General features: G+C 50.2%; 14 protein-coding genes. 13 read left to right on the forward strand and 1 reads right to left on the reverse strand.

Features of this window, described 5'->3' with window-relative positions; translation table 11 throughout:
• The first annotated feature begins 14 nt into the window (after positions 1-14).
• The 10 genes from def (at position 15) to spoVM (ending at position 9128) form a co-directional block, all read left to right on the forward strand.
• The gene (gene def, locus AC0YN4_RS00225; protein ID WP_475780478.1) at positions 15-503 is read left to right on the forward strand and encodes a peptide deformylase; all 489 of its coding nucleotides are present in this window, start codon (positions 15-17) and stop codon (positions 501-503) included.
• Entirely contained in the window at positions 504-1451 is a 948-nt protein-coding gene (fmt, locus tag AC0YN4_RS00230; RefSeq protein ID WP_475834824.1) for a methionyl-tRNA formyltransferase, read from the forward strand.
• A complete protein-coding gene (gene rsmB / locus AC0YN4_RS00235) occupies positions 1448-2926 on the forward strand; it encodes a 16S rRNA (cytosine(967)-C(5))-methyltransferase RsmB (protein WP_475780480.1) in 1479 nt (492 codons plus the stop codon). The genes fmt and rsmB overlap by 4 nt, the downstream gene beginning before the upstream one ends.
• Positions 2927-3060: 134 nt before the next feature.
• Positions 3061-4107 (forward strand): dual-specificity RNA methyltransferase RlmN, encoded by a 1047-nt coding sequence (rlmN, locus tag AC0YN4_RS00240; RefSeq protein ID WP_475780481.1) that lies wholly within the window; start codon positions 3061-3063, stop codon positions 4105-4107.
• Positions 4108-4113: 6 nt separating this feature from the next.
• Positions 4114-4869 (forward strand): Stp1/IreP family PP2C-type Ser/Thr phosphatase, encoded by a 756-nt coding sequence (locus AC0YN4_RS00245; protein WP_475780482.1) that lies wholly within the window; start codon positions 4114-4116, stop codon positions 4867-4869.
• A 5-nt stretch (positions 4870-4874) separates the two neighbouring features.
• A complete protein-coding gene (pknB, locus tag AC0YN4_RS00250; RefSeq protein ID WP_475834825.1) occupies positions 4875-7010 on the forward strand; it encodes a Stk1 family PASTA domain-containing Ser/Thr kinase in 2136 nt (711 codons plus the stop codon).
• Entirely contained in the window at positions 6976-7929 is a 954-nt protein-coding gene (gene rsgA, locus AC0YN4_RS00255; protein WP_475780484.1) for a ribosome small subunit-dependent GTPase A, read from the forward strand. The genes pknB and rsgA overlap by 35 nt, the downstream gene beginning before the upstream one ends.
• Before the next feature lies 1 nt (position 7930).
• Positions 7931-8575, forward strand: a complete 645-nt coding sequence (gene rpe, locus AC0YN4_RS00260) for a ribulose-phosphate 3-epimerase (RefSeq protein ID WP_475780485.1) — start codon at positions 7931-7933, stop codon at positions 8573-8575.
• Between the two features lie 11 nt (positions 8576-8586).
• Positions 8587-8856 (forward strand): hypothetical protein, encoded by a 270-nt coding sequence (locus AC0YN4_RS00265; RefSeq protein ID WP_475780486.1) that lies wholly within the window; start codon positions 8587-8589, stop codon positions 8854-8856.
• 191 nt (positions 8857-9047) lie between these two features.
• Positions 9048-9128: a stage V sporulation protein SpoVM gene (spoVM, locus tag AC0YN4_RS00270; protein ID WP_010345573.1), complete on the forward strand. Its 81-nt coding sequence runs from the start codon at positions 9048-9050 to the stop codon at positions 9126-9128.
• Between the two features lie 152 nt (positions 9129-9280).
• On the opposite strand, the gene rpmB is transcribed toward spoVM, so the two are convergent.
• The gene (rpmB, locus tag AC0YN4_RS00275; RefSeq protein WP_090978267.1) at positions 9281-9469 is read right to left on the reverse strand and encodes a 50S ribosomal protein L28; all 189 of its coding nucleotides are present in this window, start codon (positions 9467-9469) and stop codon (positions 9281-9283) included.
• Between the two features lie 222 nt (positions 9470-9691).
• Here rpmB and AC0YN4_RS00280 point away from each other — a divergent pair, with 222 nt between their 5' ends.
• From AC0YN4_RS00280 to AC0YN4_RS00290, 3 genes are read left to right on the forward strand one after another with little or no spacing between them, the layout of a single operon-like run.
• Positions 9692-10051 carry an Asp23/Gls24 family envelope stress response protein gene (locus AC0YN4_RS00280; RefSeq protein ID WP_090978269.1) on the forward strand — a complete coding sequence of 120 codons (360 nt, stop codon included), beginning with the start codon at positions 9692-9694 and terminating at the stop codon, positions 10049-10051.
• A gap of 54 nt (positions 10052-10105) precedes the next feature.
• The gene (locus tag AC0YN4_RS00285; protein ID WP_475835551.1) at positions 10106-11914 is read left to right on the forward strand and encodes a DAK2 domain-containing protein; all 1809 of its coding nucleotides are present in this window, start codon (positions 10106-10108) and stop codon (positions 11912-11914) included.
• A gap of 11 nt (positions 11915-11925) precedes the next feature.
• Positions 11926-12780, forward strand: a complete 855-nt coding sequence (locus AC0YN4_RS00290; protein ID WP_475780487.1) for a DegV family protein — start codon at positions 11926-11928, stop codon at positions 12778-12780.
• Positions 12781-12786 lie beyond the last annotated feature (6 nt).

Genomic DNA, 12786 nt, shown 5'->3' on the forward strand with positions numbered 1-12786 from the left:
TAGGAGGTCATAAGATGGCTATTCGACTGATTGTTCAAGATCCGGATCCGGTATTGCGCGAGCGCGCGGTAGAGGTAACCAAATTTAATGCGAATTTGCATAAATTGCTCCGCGACATGGCGGAGACTATGTACGACGCAGACGGAGTAGGTCTGGCTGCACCGCAGGTAGGCATTTCCAAACGCGTCATTGTCGTCGATGTTGGCGATGATCATGGTTTGATTGAAATGGTAAACCCAGAGATTATCGAGGCTGAAGGCGAACAGCTCGGACCAGAGGGCTGCCTAAGTATTGCCAAAATCAGCGGTGATGTTAACCGTGCACAACGCATTAAACTAAAAGGGCAGGACCGTAACGGCGTAACGTTTGAGATGGAAGCGGCTGATTTTTTGGCGCGCGCTTTTCAGCATGAGGTCGACCATTTGAATGGCGTACTATTTACGGATATTGCGGTATCGATCTACGATACGGCGAGCCGTCCTCCCCGGAATGAGAGTGAATAGATGCGAATCGTATTTATGGGAACGCCAGCGTTTGCCGTTCCATCTTTAGAGGCTATTCTTGCCGCAGGACATACCGTAGAGCTGGTGGTCACACAGCCTGATCGCCCGAAAGGCCGCAAAAAAACGTTGACGCCGCCTCCGGTTAAGGAAGCGGCTCTTCTTCGCGGCCTTCCAGTTGCACAACCGGAACGTCTGCGCGGATCCGATACCGTACAGCAAATTGCCGAGCTGCAGCCGGACCTTATTGTCACTGCCGCTTACGGACAGATTTTGCCGAAAGCGGTGCTGGAAGTTCCGCGTCTAGGCTGCATTAATGTTCACGGCTCCTTGCTTCCGCGTTATCGCGGCGGTGCTCCGATCCAGCGCTCCATTATCAATGGCGAGAGCGTTACAGGCGTGACCATTATGTATATGGCTGAAGGTTTGGATACAGGTGACATGATCAGTGTAGTCGAGGTGCCGATTGCAGATGATGATACTTCAGGTACGCTGTTCGAGAAGCTAACGGATGCAGGCGCGAAGCTGCTCGCAGAAACATTGCCAGCAATTGAAGCCGGTACAGCGAACCGAATCGTGCAAAATCATGATGAAGCTACATACGCGCCAAACCTGTCTCGGGAGGATGAGCGGATCGACTGGAGCCGCAAGGCAAGTCAGATCTATAATCAGGTTCGCGGCCTATCCCCGATGGCAGGTGGTTTTACGATATGGAATGGTGAGCCGTTTAAGGTATGGGGCTGCCGAGTAGTCACTCACAGCAACAATGAACAAGCGGCGCACGGAACGGTAACGAAACTGTCTGAAGAAGGCATCCTTGTACAAACAGGCGAGGGGTCACTCTTATTGACGAATATTCAACCTGCTGGGAAGAAAGCCATGGATGCCGTGGAATGGCTGAAAGGTGCCAGACTTGAAGCAGGCACAGTGTTCGGCGGTGGCGAAGAATGAGCGGCGGACCGAACAATCGCAGCAAAGGGACCGGAGGCGCAGCGACCGGGCAAGGCAGGAGCGGTAAGAAACCAAACGGCGCCGCGAGTGGTGTGAAACAGCAGCCAAGGCGCAAAACAGCACGCGAGGTTGCTCTCGATACGCTGGTGAAGGTGGCTGAAGCGGGAGCGTACAGCAACTTGCAGCTCAATCGTGCGCTGCAGGATGCACAACTGTCACGGCAAGATGCCGGTCTTGCTACAGAGCTGGTATATGGCACAATACAACATCAGCGTCTGCTGGATGACAGGCTGAACATTCTCGTAACGAAAGGCTTCAACAAGCTGACGCCTTGGGTATTGGTATTGCTGCGCATGAGCGCATACCAATTGCTTCTGCTTGATCGGATACCGGCGCATGCCGCAGTGAACGAGGCGGTCTCCATTGCGAAGCGCCGAGGTCATAGCGGAATTTCGGGGATGGTTAACGGCGTGCTGCGTAATTTGGAGCGCAGCTTGGCCGAGCTGAAAGAACCTATTGAGCATGCGAATCCGATCAAACGGATCGGAATCACGCATTCGTACCCGGATTGGCTCGTTAAGCGCTGGATCGACAGCTACGGCGAGGCTGTAGCGGAGCAAATTTGCGCATCCGGCAATGAGCCGCCGCACAGCAGCTTGCGCGTGAATCCATTGCGGTTATCTCGTGAGAAAGCTATCAGCCTACTCACAGACAATGGGTTGGACGTTGTTGCTTCGAAGCTTGCTGATGCAGCAGTCATCGTTAACGGAGGCGGTAATCTCGCTCAGTCAGAGGGGTATCAGTCCGGACTATGGACACTCCAAGACGAGAGCTCCATGCTAGTTGCGGAAGTGTGTGCGCCGGCGCCGGGTATGAAAGTGCTGGATTGCTGCGCGGCTCCCGGAGGGAAGACGACGCATCTGGCCGAGCTGATGGAGGATCGTGGGCTAGTGTACGCGAACGACGTTCATCCGCACAAGAAGCAGCTGATTGAAGAGCAAGCCGCGCGCCTCGGTCTGAACGCCATTGAAGCGATTACCGGTGATGCGCTGGAGCTAGCTTCGCGATTCGAGCCGCAGAGCTTTGATCTAGTGCTGCTAGATGCACCTTGCTCAGGTTTCGGTGTGATTAGACGCAAGCCTGAAATCAAATGGACGAAGAGTGAAGCTGATGTTCACGCGATTGCAGACTTGCAGACTAATCTGCTGCAAGTGGCGGCCAAGCTTGTCAAGCCGGGCGGTACGCTGGTCTACAGTACATGTACGATTGAACGTGAAGAGAATGAGGGGCAGATCGAGAAGTTTCTGGCAAGTCAGCCCGATTACAAACTCGATGCTGACTGGTCAGCACATATCCTGCAGCCGCTTAAAGAAGGTCAAGTTATCGATGAGAGCTTTGGCGGCATGGTTCAGCTGCTGCCGCAGCAATTTGGCAGCGACGGATTCTTCATTGCCCGTTTGAAGCGGGTTCACTAAGCAGTTTCAAACCCTCCAAACGCTCATGACAGCATCAAGTGGCCTGTTATGGGCGTTTGTGGTAAAATAATCAGGGGCACTCTTATCAAGAGGGCTCAGCACATATTTTGATAAAAGAAACAGGTGTAAAATCGATGAAACCGTTCATCTACGACTATACGTTAGATCAATTGCAAGATTGGATGAAAGAGAATGGCGAGCCCGCTTTCCGTGGCACGCAGCTGTTTGAGTGGCTTTATGTGAAACGGGTGAACAGTTTTGAAGAGATGAGCAATCTCTCGAAGGGGCTTCGCCAGAAGCTGGAGGAGCAATTTGCATTCGTTACGTTGACTGAGATTACGAAATTCGAATCCAAAGACGGTACGGTGAAGTTCCTCTTCGGTTTGCATGACAATCATGCAATCGAAACGGTAATTATGCGTCACAACTATGGAAACAGCATCTGTGTGACGACGCAGGTCGGTTGCCGAATCGGCTGCACATTCTGTGCATCCACGCTTGGCGGTCTGAAACGTAACCTTACAGCCGGCGAGATCGTGGCGCAAGTGGTCGTGGCACAGCAAATGCTTGATGCGACGAATGAACGTGTATCCAGCATCGTCATCATGGGTTCAGGTGAACCGTTTGAGAACTATGATCCAACAATGACGTTCCTTCGTAACATGATCCATGAGAAAGGGCTGAATATCGGCCAGCGTCACATTACAGTTTCGACAAGCGGCATCGTGCCAAGCATGTATAAATTCGCCGAAGAGAACACGCAGATCAATCTGGCGATTTCCATTCATGCGCCTAACGACAAGCTCCGTTCGAAGCTGATGCCGGTTAACCGCCGCTACCCATTCGAAGAAGTGATGGAAGCTTGCCGCTACTACATTGCGAAGACAGGGCGCCGGATTACGTTTGAGTATGCCTTGATCGGCAGTGTGAATGACCAAAGCGAGCATGCGCAAGAACTGGCAGACGTACTGAAAGGCATGCTTTGCCACGTGAATTTGATTCCGGTCAATCACGTGCCGGAACGTGACTATGTGCGTACCCCGCGCGAGCAGATTTTCGAGTTCCACCGCATTCTGGAGAAGAACAATATCAATGCCACCATCCGCAGAGAACAAGGTCATGACATTGCAGCAGCTTGCGGACAACTACGTGCTAAACATATGGAGTCTACGGCGGGGTGATGAGTTGTGAAGATCGCTTATCGGAGCGATGTTGGGCGTATTCGATCAATTAATGAAGACACGGCTTGGTCGGACTCTTATGAGTTCGGCCTGACCGTGGCAATAGTTGCCGATGGCATGGGCGGTCACAAGGCAGGCGAAGTGGCAAGCCAATTGGCGGTGGATACCTTCCGAGAGGCGCTTCAGAATGTTAATTCTGGGCTGTCTTTGGAGGAGCGTAAGCTGCTGATGAGCCAGGCTATTCTGCAAGCGAACGAAGTTGTTTTTGACATGGCGTCCAACAACGAGCAATTTCATAATATGGGAACAACAATCGTTGCCGCACTTATACAAGACGATAACGGAGTCATCGGTCATATCGGCGACAGCCGGGTTTATAAATGGAGAGAAGGCGTCATGACTCAGCTGACTGAGGATCATACGCTTGTTCAAGAATTGGTTAAATCGGGTCAAATCACGCTTGAAGAAGCGGCGGTCCATCCGAGAAGAAATGTAATTACACGTGCACTCGGCACTGATGAAGAGGTTGAAGTAGATATCATTTGCACTTCCTGGCGAGCCGGAGATTTGCTTATGTTATGCAGCGACGGTCTGACGACAATGGCGAGTACTTCAGCAATTATGGAGACTTTAGGGCAGGATGATCTCACCTTGGATCAAAAAGCAGATCGGCTCGTACAACTGGCGCTGGAAGCCGGCGGAGACGACAATATTACAGTAGTGCTGCTGCATCATGCCGAAGACACAGAGCTCGAGGGGTGATCGACATGATAGGACATGAATTAGGCGGAAGATATGAAATTATTACACGCATCGGCGGAGGCGGCATGGCGCTTGTATATAAAGCCCATGATATCCTGCTCAATCGTCATGTTGCGGTTAAAGTGCTGCGTCAACAATTCGTTCATGATGAAGAATTTATTCGTCGTTTCAGACGCGAGGCGCAATCGGCAGCCTCTCTTTCGCATTCCAATGTCGTAAGCATCTATGATGTCGGACAAGAAGACGATACGCATTACATCGTGATGGAATATGTCGAAGGCAACAATTTAAACGAAATTATTAAAGAACGTGCGCCGTTGCAAACCGAGGAAGCGGTTCGGATTGCGATTCAAATTTGCGATGCACTTGAGCACGCGCATTATAATCAAATCATTCATCGTGACATCAAACCACATAATATACTTATCGGCAAGAATGGCCGCGTGAAAGTAACCGACTTTGGTATTGCGCGCGCGGTAACCTCTTCGACAATTACCCAAACAGGTTCTGTGGTGGGCTCTGTTCATTATTTCTCACCGGAACATGCGAAGGGTGTCGTAACCGGCGAGAAGTCCGACTTGTATTCGCTTGGTATCGTGCTATACCAGATGGTGACTGGGAAGCTGCCTTTCTTGGGTGAGAGCCCGATCAGCGTAGCGCTGAAGCATTTGCAAGAAACATTCGCCGAGCCCAAAACACTGAACCCGTACATACCGCAAAGTGTAGAGAATGTGATTTTGCGAGCGATGCGGAAGAATCCGGCTGAACGTTATGCGTCTGCCAAGGAGATGCTCAGCGATCTGGAAACTTGTTTGCAGCCAGAGCGATTGAAAGAACCGAAGATTACATTCGCAAATTCCGATTTTGACGAGACGCGTGTCATGCCTGCGATTCGCGGCAGCATTGCCGATAAGATGACGGATACGATATCGAGTGTGAGAACCGAACAGAGTGGCGGCACACCGGCTGAGAAAGCGAAGATATCCGCAGATCAGTCGGATCAGGATCGTTGGAATTCGAATGGTCTGGAAGAATTGCCGCGCAAACGCAAATGGGTCAAGCCTGTCGTGACGGTTGCTTCAACCTTGATTATTATTGCTCTTGTTTACTGGGGAGCCATGACTGTTCTGAGTTGGTTTGATATTGAAGAGGTCGATGTGCCGTATGTGGTCAATATGACGGAGACGGAAGCCCGCACAACGCTCGAAGGTGTTGGACTTAAAGTGGAAGAGCCCTCGATTTATACCGATAAAGAAGGGGTTCCGAAGGACGTTGTATACGAGCAGTCGAAACCGAATCAACGGGTGAAGGTAGGCTCATTCATTAAGCTGTACGTCAGCAAAGGGCCGAAACTGGCGACAGCCGGAGATTATGCCGGGAAGTCCTATGAGGATACGGTAGCAGCGCTGGTTGCGCTTGGCGTAGCCCAAGACAGTATTACCAAGGATGAAACTTTCAGTGATGAGACGCCGGGCACTGTATTGGAACAGAGCCCAGAAGTTGGTGCTGAATTTGATCCGAAGTCGGTTAAATTTAATTTAACGGTCAGCCAAGGGAAAGAAACATTCCCAATGCCGAATCTGATTAATAAGTCGGAGAAGGAAGCGATCGCGCTTCTGAAGTCAAAAGGTCTTAAGATTAACGAGGCCGACATCGTGCGCGAACCAAGCTACAAAGAGAAAGGAACTGTAATCGCACAGTACCCTTTCGATCCTGAGGCTCCGGTATCCGAGGGAGCTGATATTACGCTTACGGTAAGCTCTGGATTACCAGAGGAAGCAATCGAATACACCTTCAATATCGTCATTTCGCCGGCAGTGGCTGGCAAAACGAGCGAGATCCGTATTACATATACGGATGCGCGCGGTGAGAATATTGAATGGGGTAAACGGAAAATTAAAGATACGCAGTCCTTCCCGGTTAAGGTCGTGCTTGATCCAAACACGGAAGCGATGGTTACCATTTATCGAGATAATCAATTTACCGATACCTTCTCCAAAACGTATGAAGATGTAAAATCGGGTGAAACTGGAGCGCCGGAAACGGTCCCAGGCACCGAAACGCCGCCTGAAGATCAGCCGGCGCAAACTGAGGAGAATCCTACCGATGGCAATACGACCACAAACGAGACCGACCAATAGCAAGTCCGATCTAACAGGAAGAATTGTCAAAGCATTGAGCGGTTATTATTATGTAAGACCGCTCGATGCTTCCTCCGATGTGGAGCCGATTCAGTGCAGGGCGCGCGGCATCTTCAAGAAACGCGGCGAATCGCCGCTTGTCGGTGATGTCGTTGAATACGAAGAGACGGAGAACGGCGAGGGAGCCGTTAATCGAATCCTGCCGCGCAGCTCAGAGCTGATTCGACCGCCTGTTGTTAATATTGATCTTGCTGTACTGGTTTTCTCGGTGACGGAGCCAGTGCTGAATTTGCAGCTTCTGGATAAGTTTCTTGTTCATATCGAGCATGCCGGCATCCAAGCGGTGCTTTGTCTCAGCAAGCAGGATCTCGCCGAGGATGGCGAGGATTCAGAAGAAGCACGCAGTGCCATGAACGATGTGCTTCGTATCTATCGGCCGATCGGTTATGAGGTGCTTGTGACGAGCTCAAGGCAAGGTGATGGCACTCCGGCACTGGCAGAGCGTCTACAAGGCCATCTGGCGGTGTTCGCCGGTCAATCAGGCGTGGGGAAGTCCTCGCTGCTTAATGCGCTCGTACCGGGCCTCACGCTCGAGACAAACGCAATCAGCAATCGCCTTGGACGTGGTAAACATACTACTCGTCATGTAGAGCTTGTCGATATCGGCGGGGGATATGTTGCGGATACACCTGGGTTTAGTCAACTGGATTTTGCCGAGCTTGGCATTGAAGAATTAGGTACTTGTTTCAGAGAAATGCACGAGCTTTCTTCGGGATGCAAATTCCGAGGCTGTACACATATTCATGAACCTGAATGTGCGGTGCTGGAAGCGCTGGGGCGCGGTGAAATCGCACCTAGCCGCCACAGCAATTACGTGCTGTTCATGGAGGAAATGAAAGAGAAAAAGCGGAGGTACTGAAATGTCTATCATAGCACCATCGATACTGTCGGCTAATTTTGCGACACTTGCAGAAGAAATCAAAGACGTGGAGCGTGCCGGAGCGGATTGGATTCATATTGATGTCATGGACGGCCATTTCGTCCCAACACTAACGTTCGGACCACTAGTCATTAGTGCCGTACGGCCAGCCACTAAGCTTGTTTTTGATGTGCATTTGATGATCGAGCGTCCGGAGCTGCATATCGCCTCTTACGTAGCTGCAGGAGCGGACCGGATTACGATACATGCCGAGGCATGCGTTCATCTGCACCGCGTTATTCACCAAATCAAAGAAGCCGGATTGCCTGTCGGTGTTGCGCTGAATCCGGCAACGCCGATTAACGTGCTGGAGAATGTGCTGGACGATTTGGATATGGTGCTGATTATGACCGTAAACCCGGGCTTCGGGGGGCAGCAGTTCATTCCTCAATCGCTGCAGAAGATCCGTCAGCTGCGAGCACTGCTTGAATCTCGAGGGCTTGGAGACATGCTGATCCAGGTCGATGGCGGCGTTAATGCAACGACTGCTAAGCTTGTCAGAGAAGCAGGCGCTGACGTGTTTGTAGCCGGCAATGCCATATTCACTGAACAGGATCGCGGAGCGGCTATTTCAGCACTGCGTTAGGAGGACTAAAGATGCCCGATTGGTTGAAGAAAGGCCTGCTATGTACGCTCTTTAGTCTTGGCTGCGGACTGATGCTGGCGATATTTCCGAATGTAAAGACCGGCGTCAATTTTCTTTTCTCCATTCTTGCTCTTGTTATTGCAATCTTCTATTTTAAGCGGTTTACATCATTGCGATCGCGGATCGTATTTGGTGTGATGTCGCTGCTGTTCTTTCTTATCTTTACCATAGTGATTGCCGTTGTGCTTTACGCTAGGGCGCATCCAATGACTACTACCTAGCAGCCGGAGGATGACTTCGGGTTTGGAATAGGACGATCATAGATCGCATAGGATGGTTACATGAACGAACGTTCTTGTAGCCTTTTTTATTTGTGTAATTAAGGCTGAGAGGACCGTTACGGATGTTTATTCAGCAGACGAAGAACGTTTTGCTCACGCACACGACGCAAAACTCTTAGGAGGGGTGGAGCATGAAATTTTACACGATCAAGCTGCCGAAGTTTTTGGGTGGCTTCGTGAAGGCGATTCTGAATACGTTCCAGAAGAACTAGCGGCTGTGAATGCTGCCTTGAAGCCAAAACAAAGGAACGGTTCGACATGCAGCATCCTGAGCACAGCGCACAGCAATCGGTCCCTCCTGTGCCTAGACATGCAAAAAAGCACCTGATTGAATCAGGTGCTTTTTGTCCATGGCTTAATGCCGTTATACACGTGTTACTTTGCCGGCTTTGAGAGCACGAGTGCTGACGTAAACGCGTTTTGGTTTACCGTTAACAAGAATTCTAACTTTTTGAACGTTAACGCCCCAAGTGCGGCGAGTTTTGTTGTTAGCGTGCGAAACATGATTGCCTACCCCTGGGCCTTTGCCCGTAATGGCACATTTGCGAGACATGGAATACACCTCCCTTGAAGATTCACTGCAAATAAACAGACTCCAATATAATAACATAACAAATCACATTCATCAAGCATTTCAAGTTTCATACTCTAAGGTATATAAAGCGCTTAAAATGCAGAAAATGGTCGTAAAATGGGCATTGGGCTTCAAAATCGTCATTATTTATAGTACAATGTTGTTTAGTCCATAATAATAACGGTGAAGGAGTGGTTTTCCATGCCCCTGCAGATTAATTCGGATTTAGGCAATGTATTCATAACCGACCATGTTATCTCCGTTCTTGCCGGCTCAGCGGCACTGGATTGTTATGGACTGGTAGGGATGGCTTCAAGAAAGCAGCTGAAAGACGGAATTGCTGAGCTGCTTGGTCGAGATAATTTATCGCGCGGTGTTGAAGTCCACCGAGAGAACGACTACTTACACATTGATCTGTACATCATCGTTAGCTACGGCACAAAAATTTCCGAGGTCGCACATAACATTCAGTCGAAAGTGAAATATGTGATGAACGAGGTCATCGGCGTCAAGGTAGACGTCATCAATATTTTTGTCCAAGGCGTACGGGTATCTCGGTAGGAAGGGGTAATACGTTTGATTAAACGCTTTATTAACGGCTCAGACTTTACAAGTATGGTACTGAGCGGAGCGGAAAGTTTGCAAAGAAATGTTGAGCGCATTAATGCGCTGAATGTGTTCCCGGTTCCGGACGGTGATACCGGGACGAATATGAATTTAACGATGACGTCAGGAAAACGCGAGCTTCAGAGCAAATCCTCCCCAGCAATAGGCAAAGTTGCGGAAGCGCTTTCTAAAGGGTTGCTTATGGGTGCACGCGGGAATTCCGGCGTTATTTTGTCACAGTTATTCAGGGGGTTCGCCAAAAGTATCGTCAACTTGGAGCAAATCGATCCGATTCAGTTTGCTGCTGCACTTCAGAACGGAGTTGACATGGCTTATAAGGCTGTCGTCAAGCCGGTTGAAGGGACGATTCTAACCGTTGCGAAAGACACGGCTAGACATGCGGTGTCGATCGCAAAGCGCACAACAGATATGACAGAGATGATGCGCGAGGTTGTTACCAAATCGAATGAATCGCTAGCACGTACACCTGATTTACTTCCGGTACTTAAACAAGTAGGCGTAGTGGATTCCGGCGGTCAGGGACTTGTTTGTATCTATGAGGGTTTCCTGCGTGCACTAACTGAAAACATGGGCAGTGTGGATGAAAGTCATAATGGTTCGGAAGCAGCATCACCTGAGCTGTTCCCGGCAATGAAGGCCGTGCCTGCACCATCAGTCCCACGTTCTAACCAAGTGCTTTCCAGTGCACAATCTCGCTTGGAAACAGAGAATATTGAATTTTTATACGATATGGAATTTTTCATTAATCGGAAGCTGGCAGGCCGTCAGACGCTGCGCTTCGATGAAGCTTTGTTCAAAGGCATGCTTAGCAGAGACGGAGATTCGATCCTTGTCATTGCGGACGATGAAATCATTAAAGTTCATGTTCATACGCGCAAGCCGGGAGATGTGCTGAACTACGCGCTGCCTTACGGTGAGCTGACTGAAATTCATATTCTTAACATGCGTGAGCAGCATCGTGAGCTTCTTCATGAAGAAGCCTCGCATCTGAACAGCAGCACGACATCCGCCCCTGCAGTTCACGAAGATCCCCTGAAGGAAACGACGATTGTAGAGGAAGCAGCGCTTGGGCTAGCTGTTTCGGAAGTGTTGACAGGCACGCCTGCAGCGTCCATCACAGCGGAATCGGCTCATGAGTGGGCAGCATTCGGCATCATTGCAGTGGCCATGGGCGAAGGGATCGCATCGATCTTCATGGATAACAACGTGGATATCGTGCTTTCCGGCGGACAATCGATGAATCCATCCACAGAGGATTTCGTCAATGCGATTGAATCACTGTCGGCTGAACATATTTATCTGCTGCCGAATAACGGCAATATCATCTTGGCTGCGCAGCAAGCCGCAGAGCTGTGTGAACGAAATGTAACCGTCATACAAACGAAGAATATTCCGCAAGGTCTTGGGGCTGTTCTGGTCTTCAAGGAAGACGGAACTGCTGAAGAGAACACGGAAGCGATGAGCGAGGCTGCGAAGCAAGTACGTTCGGGTCAAGTCACGAATGCTGTACGGAATACTTCGATTGACGGCATTACCATCCATGAAGGCGATTATATCGGCATCTTGGAAAAGTCCATTGTGACCGCTTCCCCAAGCTTGCAAGAAACTTGCCGGGAGCTGCTTGCCAGAATGCTGGAAGACGGCGGCGAGCTTGTTACGATCCTTACAGGAGAGCAAGCAGATGCGGCTGTAACTGCGGAATTCGTACAATGGGCAGCCGATACCTTTGCACATGCCGAGCTCGAAGTACACGAAGGCGGACAACCGCTTTATCCATATCTATTTGCAGTGGAATAGGGGGTGCTCAGATGGGTGCAATCAAGATCATAACGGACAGTACGGCGGATATTCCAAAGCGTGTCCGTGAGCAGCATAATATCGAGATGGTACCGCTTAAGGTGCTCTTCGGCGAGGACACGTATCTCGATGCAGTCACCATCACGAACAATCAATTTTATGAGCGATTGGCCAAAGCGGATCTGCTGCCAACCACTTCACAGCCCTCACCGGTAGAGTTCATGGAAGCCTACGAGCGCGTGCTCGGTACAGGAAAGGACACCTCTATCATCTCCATTCATTTGTCCTCTGCACTAAGCGGCACTTATCAATCGGCGGTTCTGGGCTCTAACTTACTTGAAGTTTCCGGCGATATTACGGTGATCGATTCCAAATCCGCGTCGTATGGCATTGGGATGCTGGCTGTTAAAGCGGCTGAGATGGCCGCTGCGGGTGAAACCAAAGAAGCCATTGTGACCAAAGTGGAAAATATGATTCAAGATCGTCGCATGTATTTCTTGCTGGACACACTCGAGTATTTGCAGAAAGGTGGCCGAATTGGCAAAGCAGCAGCTTTGTTTGGTTCGATCCTCAACATAAAGCCAATCTTGACGATTGACAGCGAAGGCGAAGTAATGGCAGTAGATAAGGTGCGCGGGACGAAGAAAGCGATGCAGCGCATTATCGATCTGTTTAAGAAAGACTTCGGCAATGATCCAATTGAAATGACAGTCGGGTGGACACATAAGAACGAGCTGGCGCTTGAGCTTGCAGCTCTGGCGCAAGGACAGCTGAACATACGCAGCATCAGGCAAACAGAGATCGGTTCTGTTATTGGAACACATGCCGGTCCCGGTGCCGCTGCATTGTTTATTACGCGGGTGTGAGGTAAT

Source organism: Paenibacillus sp. J22R3, assembly GCF_056269305.1.

Excerpts from the sequence above, each read along its gene's own strand:
- def (WP_475780478.1), top strand. The coding sequence starts at position 15 with ATGGCTATTCGACTGATTGTTCAAGATCCGGATCCGGTATTGCGCGAG.
- fmt (WP_475834824.1), top strand. The coding sequence starts at position 504 with ATGCGAATCGTATTTATGGGAACGCCAGCGTTTGCCGTTCCATCTTTA.
- rsmB (WP_475780480.1), top strand. The coding sequence starts at position 1,448 with ATGAGCGGCGGACCGAACAATCGCAGCAAAGGGACCGGAGGCGCAGCG.
- rlmN (WP_475780481.1), top strand. The coding sequence starts at position 3,061 with ATGAAACCGTTCATCTACGACTATACGTTAGATCAATTGCAAGATTGG.
- pknB (WP_475834825.1), top strand. The coding sequence starts at position 4,875 with ATGATAGGACATGAATTAGGCGGAAGATATGAAATTATTACACGCATC.
- rsgA (WP_475780484.1), top strand. The coding sequence starts at position 6,976 with ATGGCAATACGACCACAAACGAGACCGACCAATAGCAAGTCCGATCTA.
- rpe (WP_475780485.1), top strand. The coding sequence starts at position 7,931 with ATGTCTATCATAGCACCATCGATACTGTCGGCTAATTTTGCGACACTT.
- AC0YN4_RS00265 (WP_475780486.1), top strand. The coding sequence starts at position 8,587 with ATGCCCGATTGGTTGAAGAAAGGCCTGCTATGTACGCTCTTTAGTCTT.
- spoVM (WP_010345573.1), top strand. The coding sequence starts at position 9,048 with ATGAAATTTTACACGATCAAGCTGCCGAAGTTTTTGGGTGGCTTCGTG.
- rpmB (WP_090978267.1), bottom strand. The coding sequence starts at position 9,469 with ATGTCTCGCAAATGTGCCATTACGGGCAAAGGCCCAGGGGTAGGCAAT.
- AC0YN4_RS00280 (WP_090978269.1), top strand. The coding sequence starts at position 9,692 with ATGCCCCTGCAGATTAATTCGGATTTAGGCAATGTATTCATAACCGAC.
- AC0YN4_RS00285 (WP_475835551.1), top strand. The coding sequence starts at position 10,106 with ATGGTACTGAGCGGAGCGGAAAGTTTGCAAAGAAATGTTGAGCGCATT.
- AC0YN4_RS00290 (WP_475780487.1), top strand. The coding sequence starts at position 11,926 with ATGGGTGCAATCAAGATCATAACGGACAGTACGGCGGATATTCCAAAG.